Annotated in this window: 23 protein-coding genes; 15 read left to right on the forward strand and 8 right to left on the reverse strand. The window is 44.0% G+C overall.

Features of this window, described 5'->3' with window-relative positions; genetic code table 11:
• Positions 1-46: 46 nt before the first annotated feature.
• Positions 47-988 (reverse strand): MerR family transcriptional regulator, encoded by a 942-nt coding sequence (locus KJS58_RS03400; RefSeq protein WP_213530461.1) that lies wholly within the window; start codon positions 986-988, stop codon positions 47-49.
• Between the two features lie 263 nt (positions 989-1,251).
• On the opposite strand from KJS58_RS03400, the gene KJS58_RS03405 reads away from it, so the two are divergent.
• From KJS58_RS03405 to KJS58_RS03445, 9 genes are all read left to right on the forward strand, one after another.
• Complete coding sequence (locus tag KJS58_RS03405) at positions 1,252-2,763, forward strand: phospholipase D family protein (RefSeq protein ID WP_213530463.1); 1,512 nt, start codon at positions 1,252-1,254, stop codon at positions 2,761-2,763.
• A 150-nt stretch (positions 2,764-2,913) separates the two neighbouring features.
• A complete protein-coding gene (locus KJS58_RS03410) occupies positions 2,914-3,522 on the forward strand; it encodes a TetR/AcrR family transcriptional regulator (protein WP_213530466.1) in 609 nt (202 codons plus the stop codon).
• Entirely contained in the window at positions 3,519-3,878 is a 360-nt protein-coding gene (locus KJS58_RS03415; RefSeq protein WP_213530468.1) for a DMT family transporter, read from the forward strand. Before KJS58_RS03410 ends, KJS58_RS03415 begins: the two co-directional genes overlap by 4 nt.
• Complete coding sequence (locus tag KJS58_RS03420; protein WP_213530470.1) at positions 3,879-4,193, forward strand: DMT family transporter; 315 nt, start codon at positions 3,879-3,881, stop codon at positions 4,191-4,193. It abuts the gene before it with no gap.
• A 218-nt stretch (positions 4,194-4,411) separates the two neighbouring features.
• Entirely contained in the window at positions 4,412-5,329 is a 918-nt protein-coding gene (locus KJS58_RS03425) for a TetR/AcrR family transcriptional regulator (RefSeq protein WP_213530472.1), read from the forward strand.
• A gap of 61 nt (positions 5,330-5,390) precedes the next feature.
• Positions 5,391-8,570: an efflux RND transporter permease subunit gene (locus tag KJS58_RS03430; protein WP_213530474.1), complete on the forward strand. Its 3,180-nt coding sequence runs from the start codon at positions 5,391-5,393 to the stop codon at positions 8,568-8,570.
• Between the two features lie 176 nt (positions 8,571-8,746).
• A complete protein-coding gene (locus KJS58_RS03435) occupies positions 8,747-9,682 on the forward strand; it encodes a 1-phosphofructokinase family hexose kinase (protein ID WP_213531029.1) in 936 nt (311 codons plus the stop codon).
• A 107-nt stretch (positions 9,683-9,789) separates the two neighbouring features.
• A complete protein-coding gene (locus KJS58_RS03440; RefSeq protein ID WP_213530476.1) occupies positions 9,790-10,881 on the forward strand; it encodes a stalk domain-containing protein in 1,092 nt (363 codons plus the stop codon).
• Positions 10,882-11,147: 266 nt separating this feature from the next.
• Positions 11,148-11,975, forward strand: coding sequence for an aldo/keto reductase (locus tag KJS58_RS03445; RefSeq protein WP_283771242.1), 828 nt, complete (start codon positions 11,148-11,150; stop codon positions 11,973-11,975).
• A 147-nt stretch (positions 11,976-12,122) separates the two neighbouring features.
• On the opposite strand, the gene KJS58_RS03450 is transcribed toward KJS58_RS03445, so the two are convergent.
• Positions 12,123-12,737 (reverse strand): LysE/ArgO family amino acid transporter, encoded by a 615-nt coding sequence (locus tag KJS58_RS03450; RefSeq protein WP_213531031.1) that lies wholly within the window; start codon positions 12,735-12,737, stop codon positions 12,123-12,125.
• Positions 12,738-12,900: 163 nt separating this feature from the next.
• On the opposite strand from KJS58_RS03450, the gene KJS58_RS03455 reads away from it, so the two are divergent.
• Both KJS58_RS03455 and KJS58_RS03460 read left to right on the forward strand, forming a co-directional pair.
• Entirely contained in the window at positions 12,901-14,352 is a 1,452-nt protein-coding gene (locus KJS58_RS03455; protein ID WP_213530478.1) for an aminotransferase-like domain-containing protein, read from the forward strand.
• A gap of 165 nt (positions 14,353-14,517) precedes the next feature.
• Positions 14,518-15,351 carry an aldo/keto reductase gene (locus KJS58_RS03460; protein ID WP_213530479.1) on the forward strand — a complete coding sequence of 278 codons (834 nt, stop codon included), beginning with the start codon at positions 14,518-14,520 and terminating at the stop codon, positions 15,349-15,351.
• Between the two features lie 108 nt (positions 15,352-15,459).
• Here KJS58_RS03460 and mobA read toward each other — a convergent pair whose 3' ends face one another.
• Positions 15,460-16,095 (reverse strand): molybdenum cofactor guanylyltransferase, encoded by a 636-nt coding sequence (gene mobA, locus KJS58_RS03465; protein WP_213530480.1) that lies wholly within the window; start codon positions 16,093-16,095, stop codon positions 15,460-15,462.
• A 220-nt stretch (positions 16,096-16,315) separates the two neighbouring features.
• Here mobA and KJS58_RS03470 point away from each other — a divergent pair, with 220 nt between their 5' ends.
• Positions 16,316-17,518, forward strand: a complete 1,203-nt coding sequence (locus KJS58_RS03470) for an MFS transporter (RefSeq protein ID WP_213530481.1) — start codon at positions 16,316-16,318, stop codon at positions 17,516-17,518.
• Positions 17,519-17,602: 84 nt separating this feature from the next.
• Here the strand turns inward: KJS58_RS03470 and KJS58_RS03475 are convergent, their stop codons facing one another.
• Positions 17,603-19,306, reverse strand: a complete 1,704-nt coding sequence (locus KJS58_RS03475) for a glutamine--tRNA ligase/YqeY domain fusion protein (protein WP_213530482.1) — start codon at positions 19,304-19,306, stop codon at positions 17,603-17,605.
• Positions 19,307-19,645: 339 nt separating this feature from the next.
• Here KJS58_RS03475 and KJS58_RS03480 point away from each other — a divergent pair, with 339 nt between their 5' ends.
• From KJS58_RS03480 to KJS58_RS03490, 3 genes are all read left to right on the forward strand, one after another.
• Entirely contained in the window at positions 19,646-19,900 is a 255-nt protein-coding gene (locus KJS58_RS03480; protein WP_160032678.1) for a DUF2164 domain-containing protein, read from the forward strand.
• Positions 19,901-19,984: 84 nt separating this feature from the next.
• A complete protein-coding gene (locus KJS58_RS03485) occupies positions 19,985-20,533 on the forward strand; it encodes a GNAT family N-acetyltransferase (RefSeq protein WP_191800635.1) in 549 nt (182 codons plus the stop codon).
• 181 nt (positions 20,534-20,714) lie between these two features.
• Positions 20,715-20,951, forward strand: coding sequence for a hypothetical protein (locus KJS58_RS03490; RefSeq protein ID WP_213530483.1), 237 nt, complete (start codon positions 20,715-20,717; stop codon positions 20,949-20,951).
• A gap of 96 nt (positions 20,952-21,047) precedes the next feature.
• Here the strand turns inward: KJS58_RS03490 and KJS58_RS03495 are convergent, their stop codons facing one another.
• The 4 genes from KJS58_RS03495 to KJS58_RS03510 all read right to left on the reverse strand — a co-directional run bounded on the left by KJS58_RS03495 (position 21,048) and on the right by KJS58_RS03510 (position 25,850).
• Complete coding sequence (locus KJS58_RS03495) at positions 21,048-21,542, reverse strand: GNAT family N-acetyltransferase (RefSeq protein WP_213530485.1); 495 nt, start codon at positions 21,540-21,542, stop codon at positions 21,048-21,050.
• A 209-nt stretch (positions 21,543-21,751) separates the two neighbouring features.
• Positions 21,752-22,993 carry an MFS transporter gene (locus tag KJS58_RS03500; RefSeq protein WP_213530487.1) on the reverse strand — a complete coding sequence of 414 codons (1,242 nt, stop codon included), beginning with the start codon at positions 22,991-22,993 and terminating at the stop codon, positions 21,752-21,754.
• A 478-nt stretch (positions 22,994-23,471) separates the two neighbouring features.
• The gene (locus tag KJS58_RS03505) at positions 23,472-24,320 is read right to left on the reverse strand and encodes a formate/nitrite transporter family protein (RefSeq protein ID WP_213530489.1); all 849 of its coding nucleotides are present in this window, start codon (positions 24,318-24,320) and stop codon (positions 23,472-23,474) included.
• Between the two features lie 168 nt (positions 24,321-24,488).
• The gene (locus KJS58_RS03510) at positions 24,489-25,850 is read right to left on the reverse strand and encodes an FAD-dependent oxidoreductase (protein ID WP_213530491.1); all 1,362 of its coding nucleotides are present in this window, start codon (positions 25,848-25,850) and stop codon (positions 24,489-24,491) included.
• Positions 25,851-25,980 lie beyond the last annotated feature (130 nt).

The following is a 25,980-nucleotide window of genomic DNA, read 5'->3' on the forward strand; positions in this document are numbered from 1 at the left end:
CGTGCTAGTATATTATTTATCGCTACTGTTTCACTGTATTCTGTATCTATCTTTTAAAATATAGATCTCCCGGATGGAATTTCGCCATATACGTTTCTGTAAACCAGTCCTGCCAATCATGAGCACTTCCCGTCATGATCCACTGCGGATACTTCGGATTTTTTGCTTTTTCATACCCTTGTCCACCGAGCGCAAACTGTATATCTGGAGCATGCTTCAGAATCGTTGTTATCACATTGTCCGCTGTTTCAGCCATCTCTTCATTCGTCACCGAAATACATACAAGATCAATCTTCTGATCCTTGAGAATGGGAAGCACTCCCTCGGTAGGTGTATTTGCACCTAGATAAAGTACCTCTGCTCCATTCTTTCTTAAGAATAAACTAAAGAGCATTAGACCGACCTGATGATGTTCTCCTTCTGGACACATGGCCAGCACTTTTGGTAAGTGAGGATAAATCGGGAATAAATGAAAGAACTGATAAAACCGCTGAGAGATCAGCTGCGTCATATAGTGTTCTTGAGCAACCGAAGCTCGTCCGTTCTCCCACGCATCCCCTACCCGAATCAGTATAGGCACCAGCACTTGATAAAACATCGCATCGTATCCGTACATCGTAAATCCAAAATCAATAAGAGCGTTTGCTCGTTCTCCCTGGAATTGAAACAAAGACTGGTAAATTTGATCTTCCATTTTCCGAAATGCATCTTCATTTCCACCCTGTGGAATGGGCTGGGCGAGTACTGCATCGGCTTTACTTTGTTCTTCCTTATGGGTTTTTAACAATCGTACCGCATGGGAAATGCTCATATGGTTAGAATCGACCTGCTCTTTGAGCCAGCGCAAATCCTCTACATTTTCTTCCGTATAGATTCGGTATCCGGAATCTGTTCGCAGGGGTTCCACCGCATGATATCTGTTCTCCCACGCCCGCAGGGTTACGGCAGGAATCCCCAACATTTCAGTAACCTGTTTAATTGAATACAAAAGGCATTCACTCACTCTCTTCTATCATCCGGTCCGTGCCTTAAGGAGAAGTCTCCTTAAACATTCTACAAAAATAGTACATTCATTATACACAAACCAAAATTCACTGTCGATAACCCTTGTTCCTCTACTCTTGTATATAGGATAAGAGGACCATGCTTCAACAGGTGTATGTTGGTGTTAATAGTGTTCAGGCTGCCTGCTTACCTGCTTGAATAGGCCTGTATACATATATCAACTATTTACTTGAAGGGATGTTTCGTATGAACAAGCATTCTAAAAATAATCCAGTAATACCGTATTCCCCGTCCTCTTACCCTATAAAATCAGCGACCAAAAAAAAGAGGCCGGTAAAGAAATTCATCTTCTGGTTTTTACTTGTTAATATCGTTTGGCTTGCTGCCGTTGTCATCTATCAAATGAATAAACCTCTGCCTGAGGGTGTTGCTTTTGAAGGTCAGGTCCATCAAGTAGAGGATGTTGACTTCATAACAGACCTTACCTACCCTTCCTCAAATGGAAAGATGGAACATGAGCAGCAGATTATTAAACGCATGGAGAAGATTGTGAACGAAGCGCAGCAGTTTCTAGTCATTGATCTATTTTTATTTAACAATTACCAGCATACCGATCAGAAATTTCCCGAAGCGAGTGAACGATTTACGAACCTGCTTGTGAACAAAAAGAAAGAGAACCCGGAAATGGACATTGTCTTCATTACAGATGAAGTAAATACCAATTATAATTCTCATCCAAATGCACTGCTTGAGCGAATGAAGCAACATGGAATACGGGTTGTTATCACCGATGTGGATTCACTTCGCGACTCTACACCGCTGTATTCAGCGGTATGGCGTACCTATTTTCAGTGGTTTGGACAGTCCGGTAACGGATGGCTCCCCAATCTCATGGCAAGCGATGGTCCCGATGTTACATTACGGTCCTATCTTAAACTCATGAATGTAAAAGCCAATCACCGAAAACTAGTAGCCAGTGAGAAAAACGCGATTGTGGCCTCGGCTAATGTACATGACCCTAGTATTTATCACTCTAATATTGCCTTTGAAGTCAGCGGGAATATCATAGGGGATATGCTCAAAGCCGAACAAGCGGTACTGGATATTTCAGGCGGAGGACAACTCCCGGTCTTTACTCCTTCTCATGAAGACGAGTTAGGTCCCATCAGCGTTCGTTACCTGACCGAAGGGAAAGTTGCAGGATACGCAGTTAACCTCATCAATGAAGCGAAAAAAGGAGACACCCTCTGGATGGGCATGTTCTATCTCGCGGACCGTGATATCAAATCAGCACTGCTAGAGGCGGCTTCACGCGGAGCTGCGGTAAAACTGATTCTAGACCCGAACGAAAATGCGTTTGGTCAGAAAAAAATAGGGATTCCAAATCGGCCCGTTGCCCAGGAACTCACAGACGAATCAGAGGGGAACATTGAAATCAGGTGGTACAATACCACCAAAGAACAGTACCATACAAAACTTCTGTATCTCTCACGCAGTAACGGACCTCAGCTGATTTTGGGAGGCTCAACTAATTTTACGCCGCGTAATCTGAATAATTATAATCTGGAGAATGATCTCTATATGGAAGCTCCCGAAGACAGTAAACTGGTAACCCAAATGAATCAATACTTTGAGCGTTTGTGGACGAATGAAGATGCCGAATTTACACTCGATCTAGCCGAATATAAAGATGACATCCCATTTTTCAAAGACATTCTATATAAACTGCAATACTCTCTTGGTTTCACTACGTTCTAACTCATCATCATAGGGACGGCCGAAAACCCGCTGCAGAAGCGGGTTTTTGTCATGAACTTTCGGTGGTTATGAGCTAAAGAGAAGGTTGACATCGAAATTCGATTATGAAAAAATACATTAGGCTAACGATCGTTAGGTAGGTGATAGAAAATGAGTTCAACCTCTATTAAACAAGTGGCTCTGACCCAGTTTGCTCGTGAAGGTTATGAAGGAGCTTCGCTTCGTAAAATTGCCGAGGAAGTCGGGATTAAGAAGCCTTCCATCTATGCGCACTATAAAAACAAGGAGGATTTATTCCTTCATGTCGTACGCTATGTATTTGGGCTGGAACGCAGGAGAATTCTCACCTTTTTTCAGGAGCAAAAAAATCTTGGATCACCACTGGAGCTCAGGCTGCGAGGATTACTCGACTGGATTCAAGAAGAATTTGAATCTCAGGATGCGGGCAGATTCCTGTTGCGAACGTCTTACTTCCCTCCTCAAGCTTTATATAGGGAAGTCATGGATATTGTATATCCCTTCTTAGACGGGCTAGAGAGAACACTAGCCAAGTTTATTGCATCAGAAGCTTGGAACGGTGAGCTTTCTCAAGAAGAAGCCATGCAATTTGCCGTTGCTTATATGACATTGATTGACGGAGTATCCGTAGAGCTGCTCTATGGGGACTCGGCTCGTTATCAAAAGAGGCTTCAGGCAGCCTGGCCTATATTTTGGCAAGGAATTATACATCAATTCGAGAAAAAGGAGTCTACATCATGAATCGCTACTGGTTATTCGTTGTGCTCGGAGGGGTCATTGAGATCCTATGGGTATCTGGTCTTAAGCACGCCTCCACCCCGCTGGAATGGATTGGAACCGTACTATCCATTGCGGCTAGCTTCTGGCTTATCATTGAAGCGTCCAGAAAACTTCCAGTCGGCACCGTATATGCCGTATTTACTGGTCTCGGTACAGCAGGGACTGTTATCACTGAAATGCTCCTGTTTGGGGAACCCTTCCGTATTACAAAAGTTTTGCTGATCGCGCTCTTACTTGTAGGGGTAATCGGACTCAAGCTGGTTACGGACGAGTCTTCCAAGACAGAGTCTTCGTCTTCACAAGGAGGTGCTGTCTAGATGGCATGGTTAGCAGTCGTTCTCGCAGGAATGAGTGAAATCCTTGGAGTCATTGGGATTAAAGGGCTCACGACAGGTAAAGGCAAAAAATATTTTCTGCTCATGGGACTTAGTTTCCTCCTCAGTTTCTCTCTTCTTTCTTATGCTATGCAATCCCTCTCCATGGGTACAGCTTATGCCGTGTGGACAGGGATTGGTACCGTAGGAAGTACACTTGTCGGTATGTTCGTATTTGGTGAACCGAAAGAAGCGAAACGTTTATTATTTATTTCCATGATTCTCTGTTCCGCTGTCGGCCTGAAACTTATTGGCTGATATTTCGTATCATAGTAAGGCTCTAAAGCCAAAGTGAAAAGGAAGCCTCCTGCTGACTTTTCATTCTTGGCTTTTCTTTATATTCCCCTTGTTATCCTCGTTATCTCCCCCTGCTTACCTATAGCGTGAAGTTGTATCGCCCCTTTAATTAAGCTATAATTTTCATGACTTCTTAGTCAAAATGAGAACCGTGGAGTTCTAGAGAGGGGTGATCTTGGATGATGAACTCAACCACGGATAAAAAGAAACATATTGTAGTCACTGCACTCGGATTATTTTCTACCAAAGGAACAGCGGCAACCTCCATGCAAGAAATCGCAGAAACCTGCGGCATCTCTAAAGGAAGTCTGTATCTTCACTTTAAATCTAAAGAAGAATTACAGCAGAGTGTGATTCATTATTGCATTCAGTCTATTTATGACAAAGTAGTGCTTGTGGAGAGTGAAAAGCACTTATCACCGAAAGAGATTTTCTGCAGGCAGATCGAAATTTTGCTCGAAAATTTTCTTGAACTCAAAGAATTTTTTCTCGCCCAATTTCAAGATGCCATCAGTCAAGGCAACAATGGTCTAACGCAGAAGAATTGCCCTGAAGTTATGTTCAAACTCATCTTAAAAAAATTCAATCAGAAAATGATTGATGTGTATGGACCACAGATTCATCCTTATACTCTTGATTTGGCGCTTCAAGTACAAAGTTTGATGGGTTCCTACATAAAAATTGTGTTTTCAAAAATACTGCCTATATCCATTAAGCGAATGGCGGAATATCTCGTGGAAACGCTTGATGATCTAGCGGAAGCGAAACTGCGTCTAGGACGAGAACCGTTTATTCAACAGGAACTGTTGCTCCCTTGGATTGAAGAGGGAATACCACAAAGCCCTGCTAAAAAACACCCTTTGCTATTACTGAAAGAAATGCGTCAGCGCATTGAAGAAAATGTGGAGTTGTCTGAGCTCGTTCGCTCCGAAGCGCTCGAGTCTATTCTTGTACTAGAACATGAGCTTACTGAAATGAAGCCCCGCCGCGTGATCCTGACGGGTATGCTTAGTAATTTAAGTGTGGTGCCTGGTACGGAAGAACAAGTCATACAATTGGAGCATTTGTTTGATACGTATTTATCTTGGCGCAAATAAATAAGCGCTATTATATAAGATGAATATTTTTTGTGATTGAGAGAGGAGAAGAAACCTACGGATGAAAGGGATAATTAATTTCTCACTAAGAAACAAGCTAGCGATTTGGATTCTGACCATTATCTTGACCTTTGGCGGACTGTACAGCGGTTTGACCATGAAGCAAGAAACGATTCCAGATATCAACATTCCGTTCCTAAACATCACTGCGGTATATCCAGGGGCAGCCCCGGAAGGTGTCGTTGAGGATGTAACCAAGCCTCTCGAAGAAACCCTTCGAAATGTAGATGGCATTAAGAGTATTACGTCTACATCAATGGAGAATGTTTCTTCTGTCATGATTGAATTTGATTATGGCACAAATTTGGACAATGCGACGGCTGCGGTACGCGAAGTGCTAAACGATGTTCCACTTCCCGATGATGCTCAGAAGCCTACCATCTCCAAGTTCAGCATGAACTCTTTCCCGGTAGCTTCCATAAGCTTATCTGGTAAAGATGGCGAATCTCTCGAAGACCTAACTCGTCTTGCCGAGAATGAGATCGCACCCGCCTTTGAAGATGTGGATGGTGTGGCATCCGTTCAAGTATCCGGTCAATACACTAGAGAAGTCTCCCTGAAATTCGACCAAAAGAAAATGGATGAACTTGGTTTAACAGAAGAAACCGTGCAAAATATTGTTCAAGCCTCTTCTTTGCGTGTTCCTCTAGGTCTGTTCACGATGGAAGATTCAGAGAAAGCTGTTGTTGTAGACGGCAATGTTATTAACGTAGATGATCTGAAGAACCTGGAGATCCCTGTCGTTCCTTCCGGTTCAGGTGAAGGCAATGCTGCGGGTAGTGCTGATGCGAGCAGCTCAGCTGGTGGAAACACATCTGGTGCCGAGCAAGGAAACGGCTCTGCAACGATGCCAGATGCTGGCGCTGCTGCAGCACAAATGACAGGCATACCTACCGTTAAGCTTTCTGATATTGCTTCTATTGAAGTCATCGGTAAAGCAGAGTCGATCTCCCGCACAAACGGTGCAGAATCGATCGGATTCTCCATTGTAAAAGCAAATGATGCCAACACCGTTGACGTTGTAAACGGAGTAAAAGAAGCTTCCGCTGAACTGGAAGAACTATACGATCATATTAATGTCGATATTCTTCTTGATCAGGGACAACCGATTGAAGACTCCGTCCATACGATGTTATCCAAAGCTTTATTTGGTGCCATCTTTGCGGTACTTATCATTCTACTCTTCTTGAGAGACTGGAGATCGACGATTATTTCCGTTATTTCGATTCCCCTTTCTCTATTAATTGCCTTAACCGTACTCTATCTAATGGATATTACGCTTAACGTAATGACGCTCGGAGCAATGACGGTTGCGATTGGCCGGGTAGTCGATGACTCTATTGTTGTTATTGAAAATATTTATCGACGTCTCTCTCTACCAGGAGAGAAACTGAAAGGCAGAGAATTGATCGGTGCTGCTACTCGTGAGATGTTTGTACCGATTATGTCCTCAACCATTGTTACCATTGCGGTATTCCTTCCGCTTGCACTAGTTAGTGGTATGGTCGGTGAACTCTTTATGCCGTTCGCACTTACGATGGTCTTTGCACTTCTCGCTTCCCTTGTTGTAGCGATCACGATTGTACCTGCCATGGCTCACTCCCTCTTTAGAGGCGGGCTGAAAAACAAAAAGAACCATGAACATAAACCAAGCCGACTGGCAGGCGGTTATACTCGAATTTTGAAATGGACACTGAATCATAAGCTCATCACAGTAGGGGCAGCAGTAGTTCTGCTCGTGGGCAGCTTGTTCCTTACTCGCTTTATCGGCATTAGTTTCTTGCCAGAGCAGGGAACCAACTATACTCTGGTAACTTACAGTCCTGAACCAGGGGCAACACAAGAAACTGTGGAAGAGCGTACTCAAAGCGTTGAGAAGTTCATTCTTGATGCAAGCGGTGTTGAAAGTATGCAATACTCTGTTGGCGGCGGCAATCCGATGAGTATGGGTTCCTCCAACTCGGGTCTGTTCTATGTCATCTTTAAAGATGGTGTCAAAGTCAGTGAGGAAAGCGAAAAGATACTGACTGGACTTCAAGAACGTGTGCCTGAAGGTGAATGGGCAACACTGGATATGGCTGCTGGAGCTATGGGCGGCAGCACACTGACAGTCAGCGTCTTCGGTGACAATCTCGATCAAATTAAACCTGTTGCTGATGATATTCTAAAAGTGGTACAAGACGACACAGCAAACTTTGAAGATGCGGAATCTTCTCTAGCAGAAGGATATGAGCAATATACTCTCGTAGCTGATCAAGAAAAACTCAGCTCTCTCGGACTTACTGCTGGACAACTCGCGATGGCACTTAGCCCAGAAAGAGAACGTCCGGTACTAACCGAAGTCGAAGTGGACGGTAAGTCTTACAAAGTCTACATTGAAACAGACAGTAAAGAATATGGAAGCATTGAAGCGATTGAAAAAGAGACGATCACTTCTCCGCTTGGTATTGAGGTTCCGATTGGAGAGGTAGCAACCGTGGAAAAAGGAACAACTCCTGACTCCATCATGCGTATTGACGGTGATATGGTTGTACAGGTAACGGCCAACATCCTCTCTTCTGATGTCGGTTCTGCTTCATCTTCCGTTGAAAAAGCAGTCGATGCTATGGATTTACCTGAAGGGGTTCATGTTGAATTTGGCGGGGTAACCGAACAAATTAACGAAACCTTCACTCAGCTCGGTCTTGCTATGCTGGCTGCGATCGCTATCGTGTACTTTGTACTTGTCGTAACGTTTGGCGGCGGACTTGCTCCATTTGCCATTCTGTTCTCCCTGCCATTTACGGTGATTGGTGCATTAATCGGTTTGCTTGTTACAGGGGAAACATTAAACGTATCCTCTTTGATGGGCGCGCTGATGCTGATCGGTATCGTTGTCACGAATGCGATCGTGCTCATTGACCGGGTTATTCACAAGGAAAACGAAGGTATGTCTACAAGAGACGCCTTGCTTGAAGCAGGTTCAACTCGTCTTCGTCCAATTCTCATGACAGCCCTGGCTACCATTGGAGCTCTTCTCCCGCTTGTCTTTGGATGGGAGAACAGTGCCGGTATTATTTCCAAAGGTCTTGGCGTTACGGTAATTGGCGGACTCATCAGTTCTACGCTGCTCACGCTCGTTATTGTACCGATCGTGTACGAATTCTTAATGAAATTTAAGAAAAAACGGATTGAAGATTAGATTAATTACCTTCCTTAAAGGGCCTTGTTAATTAAATCGTTTGTAAAGTGTAAGAGCACTGAATACCCCGCGTATTCAGTGCTCTTTTTTACGTTTAAGAAGAAGCATAGCGGAATCTTTTCAAGTCTTCCTGTATGATAAAAGAATCCATATCCATTAAGGAGTTGCCTACACTGATGATTACCACCGTTACCTTAAATGCTGCACTAGACAAAGTGTACACCCTGCCGAATTTTGAGCTCGATCAGGTGCACCGCCCTGAACATGCGATTACTATCCCAGGCGGCAAAGGCATTAATGCCGCCCGGGTACTGCGCCTACTAGGAACACCTGTAGGCGCTACGGGTATCGTTGCCGGACACACGGGCCGGCAAGTGCTGGATGGGCTGCGCAGCGAAGGCATCGCAGCCGACTTTGTAGAAGCCGCGCATGGAGAAACGCGGCTGGCCATTACGGTGCTGGGGTCATCGCCCAGCACCCAGACTGAGCTCATCGAGGCGGGGCCGCCGGTCACCCGCGATGAGCTTGCGGCGCTGCGCCGCAAAGTAATGACCCAGGCGCGAAGCTCCGCCTGGGTCGTGTTCTCGGGCAGCCTGCCGCAAGGCTGCCCTGCTGGGCTGTACGCCGAGCTGATCGCTTTGGCGAAGGCGCAAGGTGCGCGCACCGCGCTCGATGCAAGCGGCGAGGCGCTCGCACAAGGGCTGCAAGGCGGGCCGGACCTGGTGAAGCCCAACGCAGAAGAGGCGGCCCGCTATGCCGGGGTTGCCGCGCTCACCCCGGATACGGCTAAGATGGCTGCTGCACAGCTAGTAAAAGCTGGTGCAAAGCTTGCCGTTATCTCTCTCGGCGCAGATGGTGCTGTAGCTGCGTCAGCAGATACCTTATTCCGCGTAGAGGTTCCTGCCGTCTCCATCGTAAGTCCGCTCGGCAGCGGAGATGCGATGGTAGCAGGCATGGTGGCAGCTGCTCTGAAACACCCAAATGACATTCAGGCGATTCTAAGGCAAGGTGCTGCATGCGGCACTTCAGCAGCGCTTCACCCTATGGCCGGTGTCCTATCAACGGAAGATGTAACTAAACTGGAGCAGCAAATATCTGTTCAGCAGGAATGAACATGTAAACCTGATTCCGTAACCTTTATTCCTATCCGTAACCTTTCTACCTTTGTTTCGTTTATTAAAATGTAACGACGTCAATACACGAAAGGGTAGTGATTTCATTGATTAATCGAAAAAGGCGTTCTCGGGCGCTGACTATATCACTTGCCGCCATTATGGTGTTTCCCATCGCAGCCAATATATCCACAGACAACGCTTCAGCAGCTGTTAAAAAATATCCGGTTATCTCTCAACCCTTTAAGATCAAAGGGGAAAGCTCCCGCATTGGCACGATCAACAAGAATGGTTCAACGTACATTGCACTACGGAGTCTAAACACCTCGTTAGGATTAAAAACGAAGTACGTTCCTTCTACCCAGCTCGTTCAAGTGACGGGAAGAGAACGAACGATGGATATTAGTCTCCAAAATAGTTCTTACGTTCTGAATGGCCAGCCCGTTTTAGGCCCCGAGGTTATCCTGCAAGGTGGCACGACGTATCTTCCGCTTCGTTTCTTGTCAGAGAGCTTCGGTTACGAGGTGACATACGAAAATAAATCAAAGACCATCGGACTCAAAGCCATATCGGAAAACACGCTCTCCGTTACTGCGGAAACGATCGGAGCAGATGGTGAAGAGAAATCTCTGCTTGTGTTCTACCCCGTTCTGTCTGGGTTTAAAAATGCCGAGGTACAGCAAAAAATCAACAAGTTCTTGAAACAAGAAGCGGATCGGTTCGTTTCAGCTGGATCAAAACAAATGGACCCCGTCGTCAAAGAAAATAACTCCCTGTTGGCTAAAGATCCGAATGCTTCGATCCGGCGTCCGAGCTTCGACGGACGATTTACCGTCACATATAACGAAAAGGGACTGCTAAGCATCTATGCTGATTACTCCGTCTACTTAGGAGGGGCGCACAGTGATACCGTTCGCGAAGCATATACCTTCGACCTATCGACAGGCGATCTGCTCACATTGAAAGAAGCCTCAGGCGGCGGGTCGGATTATGTTGCGATCATCAATCAGCAAATAAAGAAACAAATTGCTGATCGTAAACTGCCTCTGATTGCTCCGTTCAAGACGATTGAACCAGATCGTGATTTTTTCCTAAGCCGTGATGGGATCGTTATCTACTTCACGCAATACGAGTACACTTCCTTTGCGGAAGGTATGCCTAAGTTTGTTATTCCCTATTCTGCCTTTACAAAACGCTGAGGGATTAGATTAAGAACCTTGATCTACCCGTAGTTTTCAAAACAGCAGCATTCAAATTCCTATACTTTCTAACACAAACAAAAGGCCTCCAGGGGCCTTTTGTTTGCGTATGAAGTGTGGACTAGCTTGCTTTCACTTAACCTAAAGTCTAAAATAAACAAGAAACTATATGCATGCGCATGAAAGTATTAAGACACTTTGTGTTACTTGCTCCATATAGGTGTAATAATAGTAAGAATCTATTAACGGAGGGATTATCTATGACCATTACTCACTTACAAGATACAGTAACCCTTAACAACGGTGTGAAAATGCCTCAGCTCGGTCTTGGGGTATGGAAAGCGAAAGACGGAGAAGAAACTTACGCTGCCGTTAAACATGCCATTCAGCACGGATATCGTGCAATTGATACAGCTGCTGCATACAAGAATGAAGAAAGTGTCGGAAAAGCAATTAAAGATTCCGGAGTACCTCGCGAGGAACTTTTCATTACAACCAAAGTATGGAACGCAGACCATGGTTATGATGCTACCATTCGTGCTTTTGAAACCAGTTTAGAAAAGCTCGGTCTTGAATATCTCGATTTATATTTGATCCACTGGCCGGTAAAAGATAAATATAAAGATACGTGGAAAGCGCTCGAACGCCTATACAGCGATGGTAAAGTCCGGGCGATCGGCGTATGTAATTTCAATATTCATCATCTGGAAGATCTGCTGGCCGAAGCCAAAACGGTTCCTGCTGTTAATCAGTCCGAATTCCATCCATATCTTACACAAGAATCACTCCGCGAATTCTGCAAATCCAAAGGAATTCATTTCGAAGGCTGGTCACCACTTGGTAATGGTAAACTATTAGACAATGCTTCGATTCAGGAGATTGCAAAAAAATATAACAAAACAGCAGCTCAAGTTATCCTTCGCTGGCATCTGCAGAACGATGCGATTACAATTCCTAAATCTGTTACACCAAGCCGTATCGAAGAAAATGCAGCGATTTTTGACTTCGAATTGAATGCAGAAGACATGAATACAATTAACAGCCTGAACAAAGATGAGCGTACAGGCCCAGACCCAGATAACTTTAATTTCTAAGTAACTGCATCTATTCATTAGATTCCATTTTTAGGACTGCAATAAAATAGAGAATCTAACATAGAAAATGCACTTCGATGGTTAGAATAATTAAAAGAAGCTTTCCTCATGCAAATGTTATATTTGCTAGAGAAAGCTTCTTTTTTACTACAAACTTTGTACAAAGGAATACATCATATATACCGCCAGCCCAGCCATCATAAGGGAAGAACCTTTGCCAAGCCACTTGGTGACATTCCCCGTCTGGTCCCATCTCCCCATGCTTCTTCCTGCCGCAGCAAGCAAAACAAACCACACCCATGATACAAGAATAGTGACTAATGTATAAGCGATAAGCTCTTTACTCTCATACTGCAAAGAGTTCGTTCCGATGACTCCTACAATATCCAAAATGGCATGCGGATTAAGCACTGACACAGATAGAGCAAAAAGAATCTGCTGACGACTTGTCAGTGGCTGCTGCTTTCCTTTTGCCCCATCCCCCGTTTGCCAAAGTGTCCAGGCCATATATAACAGAAAAATACAACCTGCCGCATATATCCCTTGGGTTACCACACTTTTGTCCGACAGAAAGAGAGACAGCCCTCCAACAGCAAGTACAATGAGAACCGTATCACATAGAGCTGCCATAATCACCGCTGGCAAAGACCCTGTCCAGTGTTTGTGAGTCGCTCCCTGATTAAATATAAATACATTTTGTGCCCCGAGCGGCAAAATAAGACCTGTTGCCAAAATTAGTGCATGAATAATTGCTCCGTGCATTTCACGACCTATCCTCTCTACTCCCAGAATGTAATGAACTTCTTCCTTACTCCATCCTATCTGATATAGAACAACCAGTACCCAGCCATTTGGTTGTATAGCATACCAACCAAATGGTATATTACAGTCCATATCACCCTTATGGAAGGATGTGCCATATCCTATGAAACCTGCTCTAGAGATCCGTTTCACTCCTGATCCGCTGCTGCCTGAACCCCTCTATCACCAGATTAAAGAATACATCAAGCAAAAAATAATGCAGGGAGAATGGACCCCCGGGATGCGTCTTCCTTCTCAGCGTGCATTAGCAGCCGCTTTTAAAGTCAATCGAAGTACAATCATTGCAGCACTGGACGGGCTTCATTCTGAAGGGCTCATCGATACAAACTACGGCGGAGGAACCAAAGTTTCTCGTGCGGGATGGAATAGTATGTCCACTCCTCTTCTTAACTGGGAAGATTATGTGGAAAGCGGGCATCATTATCCCAATCTCCCAGAGGTTCAGATCATTAATCAGTCGGAATACCGCTGTGACATCATTCGTCTCGGTACAGGTGAATTGGCACAAGGTTTGCTCCCTCAATCCTATTTTCAGAAGATCTATGAAAAGTTAGCTCAGCATGCACCGAGTCTTGGCTATTTGGAACCTTTAGGGTCTTACAAACTCAGACAAGCTATATCTAGCTATTTGTCAGATCAGCAAATACAGGCTTCACCAGAATCGATTATTATCGTTTCAGGCTCATTACAAGCGATGCAGTTGATAGCCATGGGACTCTTGCCCAGAAAATCGTCTGTACTTGTAGAAAAACCATCCTATCTCTATTCAATCCACGCCTTTCAGTCTGCAGGAGTTCGAATGATCGGCATGCCTATGGACAAGGAGGGTCTCCTTACCGCAGAGTTGGAGCGTTATATCCGCCAAAACCGCCCATCCTTGCTTTACACGATACCTACGTTTCAGAATCCGAGCGGAGCAGTGATGAGTGATAAGAGAAGAATGGAACTCATTCAAACTGCTGAGGCTACCGGACTAGCTATCCTTGAAGATCATGCCTATGCAGATTTATGGCTTGACGAAAAACCTCCTCTATCTCTGAAAGCTCGTGATCCAGGAAGTTATGTATTACATATGGGCACTCTGTCCAAAAGTGTAAGTCCAGGTCTTCGTATTGGCTGGGTTGCGGGACCAGAAACCGTCATACAGCGTCTTGCAGATATTAAGATGCAAACCGATTATGGTGCGAGCAGTCTTGGACAGGAAGCGGCAGCACTTTGGTTCACAGAAGGATATCACGATGTTCACTTGGCTGAGGTTCGTGAAGCATTAATCCGTAAAAGAAATCTGGTTCTGGATCTACTATCCCGAAATCTGGCAGGTGCAGCGGAGTGGAATGTGCCGCAAGGCGGGTTTTATATTTGGGTGAAGTTATCAAATGGGACTCAGCCAGAAACCTTGTTCAGGAGAGCTCTTGCTGAAGGAGTTCTGCTGAACCCAGGATCTATCTATGACCGGTTTGATCAGGACCACATCCGCTTATCATTTGCTTATGCATCTGAAACAGAATTGGAACGAGGAATCATGGCGCTAGCACGTCTCATTCTATCCAAATGATTTCACTTGGAAAAGCACAGACAAACTTGCTTACATCCTAGCCTGAGTCTAAAATAAACGAGAAACTATATGTATGTGCATGAAAGTATAAGAGGTGCCGTGTTAACTTCCCCTTCTAGGTGGAATACTAGCAAAAACTGATTTTTATTGACGGAGGGAACATCTATGGCCATTAATCAATTACAAAATACAGTAACCCTTAATAACGGTGTGAAGATGCCACAGCTTGGTTTAGGCGTCTATAAAGCTCAGGAAGGCAAAGAAGCGGAATCAGCTGTATCTCATGCGATCAAGACAGGTTATCGAAGCATCGATACTGCCGCAGTATACCAGAACGAAGAAAGTGTAGGGAAAGCAGTTCGTGAATCTGGCATTCCTAGAGAAGATCTATTTATCACGACAAAGGTATGGAATTCGGATCAAGGATACGACTCTACCTTGCAAGCTTTTGAGACAAGCCTCACCAAACTCGGTCTTGACTATGTAGATCTTTATCTCGTTCACTGGCCAGTCCCTGGAAAATACAAAGAGACATATAAAGCTCTTGAGAAGCTTTATAAAGATGGACGTGTTCGCGTGATTGGCGTAAGCAATTTCCAGCCGCATCATCTTGATGATTTGCTTGCGGATGCAGAGATTGTTCCTGCGGTGAATCAGGTGGAACTCCATCCACTGCTTAGTCAACAACCGCTTCGTGAATACTGTTCATCGAAGGGAATTTATGTAGAAGCTTGGTCGCCACTTGCTAGAGGAGGTTTCTTCGACGATCCAGTACTTCAGAAAATCGCAGCAAAATACGGAAAGTCCCCGGCTCAAGTTATTTTACGTTGGGATATTCAGCACAACATTATAACCATCCCTAAGTCAGTAACGCCAAGCCGGATTGAAGAAAACATGCAAATTTTTGATTTTGAATTAACCCCGGACGAAATGGCGATGATTGATGCAATGAACAAAGATGAAAGAACAGGAGCAGACCCAGATAACTTTAATTTCTAAAAAAAAGGCAACAACGCAGGAAATTCTCTACAGCACATGCCCTTAAAAATGAATTTGTCCTTTTACCCAGGATATAATTTCATGGCTTAAGGGCATGTTTTTATCTGCTTACTGATTCTGACCTCTAGAGCCGTATATTTGTTTTACCCGCTCATAGTCTTCTTTCTCGTTCATATTGATAAACATCTCTTCAATCCGCGCAGCAGGAATGCCCGTGATCGCTTCCAGCTCAGATTCGGTTACATAACGAACGGAAACCTTAGAGAGCGCATCTCTTACCCTGCGATTATCTTCCCTAAGCTGAGTCTCGAGCGTATCTATCATGCTATGATGATACACTGCTGCCAGGGGATGAATTTGGCCTTTAATCTGCGGTACCAGCGCCTGAATCCCCGAATCAAGACTGACCTCCAATACCTCCACCATTGCAGATAATAATTCTGCACGAATCAAAGGAATATCACAGGACACAACCACATACAGATCGGCTTCTCCCCGAAGCATTCCTGCTTGAATCCCTGCTAGCGGGCCGCTTCCCGGATAAATATCGTTTACCTCTATATACTCAGAAGCCATTTCTTCTCTACATACGGATCCTGTTGCAATATAGACTTGGGATGTAATGCTGGACAGTTCTCCCGCTATGATGTCTAAGACACTGCTGCTTCCAAGCTCAAGTGCAGCTTTATCCGTTCCCATACGCCGGGATGCCCCGCCAGCCAAAACAATGCCTGCAATCTTCATCTGCCAAACCTCTCCGTTCTTAATAAAATATAAGGACTACGTTCCTTCTTAAAGATACTATATAACGAACATTGGGCTACCTACTGTTCACCTATTATCCACATCATTAACATCTTAGAATAAAAATAAATTGTATCCCCTTACAATTACGTGCTAAAGTGTAAACAAAACATGAATTTACGCCAAAATATATGATTCTACCGAAAGGAATGGCTTACCTTTGCGTACGTCCTCTTTTTCGCAGCTGAAGCTGTATAATTTCTTTGTCTATGGAGCCATTGCGGTCTTTACCAGCTTCTTTCAAATCTATCTTCAAGATATCGGTCTGACGAAAATCGAGATCGGCAGCCTGATGGCAATTGGTCCTTTTGTTTCTCTGTTTGCTAACCCTTTCTGGGGGTATATGAGTGACCGCACACAGAACATCCGCAAGACCGTACTTATTATGGTGGCAGGTACTCTGTTGTTTGTACAAGCTGTATTCCTTGCGCAGAGCTACAGTCTTATTTTTACAGCAATGATCTTCTACTATTTCTTTCAGAGTCCCTTATTTGCACAGACGAACAGTATGATTCTGACCTATATTGATGGAACAGACTATAAATTTGGTTCCTTTCGTATATGGGGTTCCATGGGCTGGGCGTTCACTGCCATTATAGCAGGGCCGATCATGGACAGGCTCGGAGATTCCCAAATGTCCCTGGTCTTTAGTGTTCTGCTCATCGTAGCCTTTGGATTTGCGCTTCTTCTGCCTCGTCTCAAGCGATCATCCGATGCACCGATTGTTACCATGCGCGGATTCTCTCAGGTTATCATGAATCCCTATTTCATGACATTTGTGATCCTTGGAATTCTTGTGTCCATTCCAAATGCAATGAATAGTTCGTTTATTTCCTTGTACATTACCGAACTTGGCGGAAGCAAACAAATGGTAGGTCTCGCTGTATTTATGTCTTCTATTCTGGAGATTGTTGTCTTTCTATTATTTGACCGTTTTCTGAAACGGAAAATGACCATCATGCTCGCTTGTCTCACGATCGTCAGTCTGCTCTTTGCGCTGCGATGGGAACTGATGGCACTGGCAACCACTCCGATGCAGATTGCCTTTATCCAGCTGCTACATGCGGTTACATTTGGCGGATATTTTTATGTAGGAACTCAGCTGACCATGCTCTTTATTCCAAAACCATACCGGTCCTCTGGACAAGCGCTTTACACGCTTTCCTGGAGTGGAATTTCAGGTGTGATCGCCGGCATATTTGGCGGTTTTATGTTCCAGAACTTTGGAGCGTCCGTTATGTACCAAGTTGGCGTATTCATGGCTGCTGTGGGAACCATTGGCTTTGGTATAATGTACTATATTGTACGCAGATACGGTTACCAGCCTCCGCTTCCATCGAGCTACAATGTCAAATCTAGTTGATAACATAGCATCGACCTATAGAACAAAATAAAAACAAAAGCCCCTTCTCTGTCAGAAACAGAAAGGGGGCTTATTTTTATTTTCTTATGCTTTTGGAAGGTGGAAGGAACTCTTCAGAGATACTACCCGGTTAAATACCGGTTTACCTGGCTCTGAATATTTAGGATCCACATTAAAGTATCCATGACGGAAGAATTGGAACTTATCTTGTGGTTTTGCATCTTTCATGTTCGGCTCCACAAAACCTTGAACAATCGTAAGCGAATTCGGGTTCAGTTCATCAAGGAATGATTTCTCCACAGGTTCCCCTGCTTCCTTCTCTTCCTCAAACTCATCATCGCTTTCCGGTTCTTCTTTGTTAATGAGTGGTTCGAACAAACGGAATTCCGCAGGAATTGCTTGAGTCGCTTCTACCCAGTGAATCGTTCCTTTTACTTTACGGCCGGTAAATCCAGAGCCGCTCTTCGTTTCAGGATCATAGGTACAGTGGATCTCCACAATGTTACCTTCTTCGTCTTTAATCACATCGTTGCACTTAATAAAGTAAGCATGTTTCAGGCGAACTTCGTTCCCTGGGAACAAGCGGAAGTATTTATTCGGCGGATTCTCCATGAAATCTTCACGCTCAATATAAATCTCACGGGAGAAAGGAATCTCGCGTTTGCCCATCTCTTCATTCTCTTGGTTATTCTCTGCTTCAAGCATTTCGACTTGTCCCTCTGGGTAGTTGGTAATCACCACTTTGATCGGATCAAGTACTGCCATCGTACGCGGTGCCTTCAGTTTCAAGTCTTCTCTGATAAAATGCTCCAGCATTCCGAGATCAACCAGTCCTTGGCTCTTCGAGATTCCGGTCTCATAGACAAACTCGCGCAGCGCTTCTGGTGTATAACCACGGCGACGCAGACCAGAAATCGTCGGCATCCGCGGATCATCCCATCCGTCTACATGTTTCTCATCGACGAGAAGCTTCAGCTTCCGTTTGCTCGTTACAGTTTGAGCGAGATTCAAACGGCCAAACTCATATTGATGCGGCTTCGCTTCAAGTTCACAATGCTCAATCACCCAGTCATAAAATGGACGTTGGTCCTCAAACTCTAGAGAGCAAAGGGAATGAGTGATTCCTTCAATTGCATCTTCTATAGGATGAGCAAAGGTATACATCGGATAGATGCACCACTTATCCCCTGTGTTATGATGCGGGATATGAGCGATACGGTAAATAATAGGATCTCGAAGATTGATATTCGGCGAAGCCATATTGATTTTGGCACGAAGCACTCGCTCTCCGTCTTTAAACTCTCCGTTACGCATACGAGTGAACAGATCGAGGTTCTCTTCTACACTGCGATCCCGGTAAGGGCTGTTTGTACCCGGTTCTTTCAAGGTTCCGCGCATTTCACGGATTTGATCTGGACTGGAATCATCCACATAAGCAAGTCCCTTTTTGATAAGGATTACGGCGCGGTTGTACATTTCTTCAAAATAGTCGGATGCAAATGGATTCTCTTTCCATTCATATCCAAGCCATTTTACATCCTCACGGATGGAGTTTACATACTCCGTATCTTCTTTAGCTGGGTTCGTATCGTCAAAACGCAGATTTGTCGTCCCGCCAAATTCCTCAGCGAGGGCAAAGTTAATCCAAATCGCTTTGGCATGGCCAATATGAAGGTAACCATTGGGTTCCGGAGGAAACCGGGTCACCACTTCTTTTACTTTTCCTGTACGAAGATCCTCAGAGATCACATTTTTTATGAAATTGGAGGGTGTTAACGGCTTCTCCATGATGATCAACCTTTCTTTACGTAATAAGTTCTGTAGTTCAAAAAATACCTTCTATTAAATATACCTTTTCAGGCGTTATTCAGCAATAATATAGGATAATGAGGAACGGCAAGTTGCGATCACATCCATTATAGATGGGACCCTTGCACAGCAGTATACCCCTTATGATCAGCATTCCCAAGTTATCAGGTACAGATAACCTGAAGCAAGCGAATTGTTCATAAATCGATTGAACTTCCATCTCTTAAAATAGGTATAACTACAGCATCTCTCGCCTTTTGACGACAAGCTTAATATAAGGTAGCATGAAGGAAATGAGGTGTTAAAGGAGTATTAGTTATGAAAGCGATGAAGCTGCCCAAAGAACAGAAGGATCAAATGATACGATTAATTCAAGCTTATTTCGAAACAGAACGCGGAGAAACCATCGGTGATTTGGCGGCAGATGGAGTTCTTGATTTTTTCATGACACAGCTCTCACCCTATGTATACAATCAAGCTCTAAGCGACTGCCGAGTATTATTGAACCAGCGAATGATCTCCTTAGAAGAGGATGTTTATGCTCTAGAGAAAAGCATCAAATTATCTCGTTGATTTTTGCTTTTTAAGTTAGTCTTACTCTCATATATGTTCTTTTACTTTGATTTCTATGATCTTAATTAGAAGGAAGGTTTGATCATGTTTGCGTACAAGTTAGATGATGATATTGAACTGAAGCCCCTGTCTATGGAGCATACCGGAGCCTTGTATAGTTTGACAGATAAATCTCGTGAGCGACTACGGGAATGGCTTCCCTGGGTGGATAATGTAACCGAAGAAACACACACCGTTCAGTTTATCAAAAATGCGATTCGCCAAGCGGCAGATAACGGCGGCTTTACTGCGGGAATCTGGGTAAAAGGTGAACTTGCCGGTGTCATCGGGTTTCATGAGATCGATTGGCATAATCGTACCGTAGGTATTGGTTATTGGCTTGGTAAAGTTCATGAGGGGCAAGGGATTATGAGCTCAGCTTGCCGCGCTCTAGTTGATTATGCTTTGCTGGATCTTGATCTGAACCGAGTGGAAATTCGCTGTGCTACGAGTAACCATCGCAGCCGCGGGGTTCCCGAAAGACTCGGATTTGTTCTTGAAGGTATTATCCGTCAAGCAGAGAAATTACCGCTCGGCTATGTAAACCATGCTGTATACGGCATGCTCCAAAGTGAGTGGAAATTACTTCGTTAATCAGCAACGCTTACGTTTCCTACATAATAAAGATGAACTATGATGTATATAGGCATTTTGCTAACCCGCTCGGTTACGCAGAATGCTTTTATATTTAATCTAGTCTTAAGGCTCCATTCATACCTCACTCATTCTATTGGGTTATCTTTAAATAGCCGCGAATGAAGGGAAGGTATTATTAATGAATGACAAAGTATCGAATTGGGTCATGTCAAGCTCGTTTGCCATGATGTTAACCATTGGGATGGCTGTCAGCACCAGTCCTTATGCCAGCAGCGGACAACCCGCTTCAAACACAGAGAAATCACAGCACTCCATTATCGATAACCGAAGTACTGCAGATAGGCAACAAAACATAGCTGTAACCCGGCAGGAAACAGATCGTTCAGATCATTCAAATAAGCAAAATAACAATTAAGATGTTCCAGTATGTCTCTTTGAACAAGAACAAGACTTCATACAAATGAGAAAGAGGCTGACCTAGGCAATTAGGTTAGCCTCTTTTGGGTAGCGGTTATAGCATATACCGCATTAAGATGTCGTCAACATACGTTCCTGCGATGTAGAACTCTGAGCTGAGCCTTCCCTCTTCCACGAACCCATACTGTTTATAGAAAGCAAGTGCAGCAAGGTTGCTGGATAAAACACGCAGACGAAGTTTACGGATCCCTTCACGTTTTGCATGTTCGATCATCGAGTCCATAAGTGACTTGCCGATCCCCTGCCTCTGATAAGCCGGATGTACCGCAATATGAATCTCATATACATGATTGTTGCTGATCAAGGAGGTAGGCGGTCTAAAACCAATATATCCACAAAGCTTGTTATCCTTCAGAGCAATGAACTGACTTCCTGGCGGCGATGCCAGTAAATATTCTTCTTTCGATTTCCAAAATACGGGTGCAGGTGCATTGTGCTCGTTCCATATTAGAGCATCCAGTTCCATCAGCTGCGCTGCATCCTGTAGGTTTGATCTGCGCACCGTCAGAGCTTCTCTGGTTAATACCATCTGCGATCTACCTTTCTCCTTGCAAGTGAATCAATTTCATAACGTTGATTCAATTAAATGTATTTTTCCTATTCTACCACATGCTATACATCACCAGACAATACAGCACAATATCCGAGTCATTTGGTGTTAAAAGATGACATTTTCCGACTCCTGTCCTATAGCCGTATCTCTACCGCAATAGGGTCTGCACGAGTGGTCTCTAAAAACTAAAAAGTAGTATGCTGCTCTCCCTGCTCATAAGCAAGCACTCTGGCAGCATTCATACGAGCATGAATTATAAACATAATAATGCTGATTCCTGCCGTAATCGTTGCAAAAAAAGCAACGGGAGCTAATCCCCCGGCATCAAACATGATGCCCATTGCATAAGGACCAACGACTCTTCCTATCGCACCAATACCACCGGAGACACCCAAGTAAAAAGGTGCGGATTTTCCCGCATGATCGGAGATGAAAGCAGGTGTAGCAGGAGAGATCAGCATTTCACCAAGCGTTATGAGGATCATGGCCAGAATCATACCCGGATAATGTTGAAATAGAGCAATGACAGCAAAACCCGCAGTATAAAGCACGGCACTGACTGTCATTTGGGCAGTGGATGTAGAAGCAATCGTCTTTTTAAGAAAGGAAGTCACAGGTTGAGCGACAAATATAAGAATTCCATTTAACGTCCATAGCAAGCTGTAAGCTTTCTTCTCCATACCTTCGGAGATGATATATGGCGACACCCCTGTATTCCAGATGGAATTACCGAGCAGAATGAAAAGGGTCCCCAAACTGAGAAATAAATACAGCCGCAGATTAAGCAGTAACTGCCAGGTGCTTTCCTTCTTTATCTGGGAAGAAATCTGTTTCTTTGGCACATAAACTTCGCCTTGCTGGTGATCGACCTTACTTAGATAAGAAAAGAAATACAGACCGAATCCGGCAGAAGTGATTCCGTTCGCAATAAAGCTCAGATGATACGAGATGTCTGCCAAAAAACCGCTGAGTCCCGTCCCTAGCGCAACCCCGATATTTTGAGCCACATAAATGACATTAAACAGTTCTCCGCGCCGCTCAGCAAATCGGAAACCGACAAATGCTTGAATCGCCGGCAGCGACATCGAGTTAAATAATCCAATCAGCCCCATCATGGTGATGAACAGCCACCAAGTTTGACTAATGACAGGCAGCGTAAAGAGCCCTAGCGCATTAAATAGAAGTGCTCCTACAATCAATTTCTTCACACCAACCCGGTGATACAGCGCCCCTCCAAGAAGCTGACCGGCAATACCGCCGATGGATTGAATCAGAATAACAAAACCAGCCTGTGTCATGCTCCGGCCCAGCTCATCGAAGACATACATTGTAGTCAGCGGCCACATGAGCGAACTGCCTGTTGAATTAACCAGACTAGCAATCAAAAAAACTTTTATTTCCTTTGGGTACGTATCGAGCCATCTCATGTCAGGTTCTCCTATGAAGTCTATTTGGCATATGAATTCAGATCATTATCTTTCTGCATTTTTCTGCATCTTTCTACATTTTTCTAGTTTGTTCCAAACATATCCTTTATGATAATTCTGTCATGAGATTTCGTAAAGCAAAGTTTCTGCGTACGCTGGCATAATCGATGTGCAAAAAAGTAAAAAAAAAACACCAGTGAACAGATTTGAAACCGTTCACTGATGCTTAGAAGGTATCATGAGAAAATTTTTAATCTCTGATGTTTCACCCTATATAAGGGCGGGTAATGAAGATCAAGGCATTATGAGACAGGCAAAAGACCTCCTCCACATGCCATATCATGGACCACTCCCGAAAATCCGTCATGAACAGGTTTCGTTCCCCCGAACCTGGCCATGACGGATTTTTTTTATAGTCCTGAATTAATTTCATATTATGAAATTAATTTCCTGCGTTTATTTTTTGTAATGTAAGATATTATTCAGTAATGGACTGCATTGCTGCTGGACTCGAACTCACAGGAGGCTCTGCCTCTTCTTTCGTTACTGAAGTACTAGCTGGTTTGTGGAGATAAACAGCATAATATGCTGCAGCTACAAAGATGGCTCCGCCCGTCAGATTTCCAAGCCAGACAGGAATAAAGTTCATGAAATACTGCCCCCAAGTAAAGTGCCCTTCAAAAATCGCTGCGGGAATAAGGAACATATTAGCTACAACGTGCTGAAATCCTAAAGCGACAAAAGCGGTTGTCGGAATCCAGATTCCAACAATCTTAGCACTCATTGAATCCGCAGCATAAGAAAGCCAAACGGCTAGAGCGACCAGCCAGTTACAGCCAATACCAGAAACAAAAGCTTGCAGAAAGGAATCCTCAATTTTATGTCCTGCCAAATCCACCACTTTATCAAGGTATATACCTTGGCCTGTCAATCCCAGTACGTGACCAAACAAGTACGCTACAAAAACAGCCCCTACAAAGTTCGAAATTGTAACCAGTGTTAAATTCCAAAATACTTCTCGCGATGTAATTTTACGCGCCAACCGAGCAAGCGATAATGCCATCATATTCCCAGTGAGCAACTCTCCGCCTGCAATCAAGACCAGCGTAAGTCCGATGGGGAAAACAAGAGCTCCAATGAGTCCATTCATACTCCCCCATGCTTCAGGAGCCGCAGCAATCACTCGTATATACAATAGATATCCTAAGGCAATGTACGCACCTGCTAAAAAACCTAATATCAGAACCACTATAGCGGGATTATGTGCCTTATGCTCACCCGTATCCGCCGTTAACTCAGCAACTGTTGCCGGTTTTAATGCTGCCATAGTCGGGATAACTTCCTTTCACCTATAGATTAAGTATCTCAGGTTTATTGTAAATCTTCTCCCAACTCAAGTTTGTTACTAAAATCACACGTGCAATATTTTCATAACTCCTGGACATATTTCAGCATAAAAAAAACCATCCGTACAATGATGTACGGACGGTTCTTGTTATACAGATACTGTCTCTCTAGTTGGTACCGGCTCTAGTGCTGCTTGCCCTACTGTGTTAAGGAAATTCCAAGGTTTATTGTAGTGAGGCTGGAAGAAAAAGTCGATAAAGGCCAGCTGATCTACCGTCATTTCATTTTGAATGCATACGGAAATTGTATTGATTGACTGTGTTAAATCGACTTCACTCATAATCTGAGCACCCACAATTCGGCGGGATTCTGTCTCATAGATGACTTTTATAAGAACTTTCTCCGCAGTAGGCATAAACTCAGGACGGTAACTATCTTCAATCGTAACCGCTTGGACCGCCATGCCTGCCGCTTTTGCTGCAGCTTCCGTTACTCCTGTTCCTGCAATATTCTGTTCATAAATTTTAATTCCTGATGTCCCTTGAGTACCCATATATGGCATAGTAGGGTTTACCAGATTTCGAGCTATAAGCATGCCCATACGAACTGCATTCGTTGCTAGTGGAATATAAGCATTCTGACGAGTTGGATTATAATAGATGGCTGCGCTGTCCCCTGCTGCGAAAATATCAGGGTTGCTTGTGCGCATATAACGATCTACAAGGATCGCTCCATTTGGCATCATATCCACTTTCCCCTTGAGTAAAGCTGTATTCGGACGGAATCCGATACAAAGGATAACTAGATCTGTACGGTATTCTCCTTTATCGGTTACGACCGCAGTGACTTTTCCATCTTGCCCTTCAAATCGGCTTACTTTCTCACCGAGAACGAGTTCTATTCCTTTATCCGTAAGCGATTTTTGGATACGATCCGTAAATTCAGCGTCAAGATATTTATTTAGAATTCGATCTTCTGCATCGATTAAAGTAACTTCTTTCCCATTCATTTGGAATGCTTCGACGAGTTCAATACCGATGTATCCTGCACCGACGACAGTCACATGACGAACATCTTTGGATTTTTCGATAATCGTGTTGGAATGGTTATAATTTTTGCACAGGAGTACGTTTTCGAGTCCAACGCCCTCAAAGTTTGGAATAATAGGCCAAGAACCTGTTGTCATAATCAGTTTATCGTAAGTGTCTGTGATTTCCTCGCCTGTTTCTAAGTTGCGCGCCGTCAGCTTGCGACCTTCCGTATCAATATCTGTAACTTCGTGCAGCATTTTAGTTTCGACTCCAAGTTCTTTCAACTGCTCAGGAGAAGAGTAAAACAAACCATCTGGGTCTTTCACTACCCCGCCAACATAGAGCGCAATACCGCAAGATAGAAAAGAAATATTATCATTACGTTCATATACCGTAATCTGAGCATCGGGGTAAAGTTTAGCCGTATTCACAATAGCAGCCGTACCTGCGTGTGTACATCCAACAACAGCAATTTTCATAATAGAGTTCCTCCTAGAGATAAATGATATAAAAGCACATTGATTTTAATTTGTGAAAACTTTCACTAAATAGGCTATAAAAAATTCATGGATATGTGTTTGCTTCCGCCTGACGATCTTTTCTATAGAT

This window comes from Paenibacillus sp. J45TS6 (assembly GCF_018403285.1).
GTDB lineage: Bacteria > Bacillota > Bacilli > Paenibacillales > Paenibacillaceae > Paenibacillus.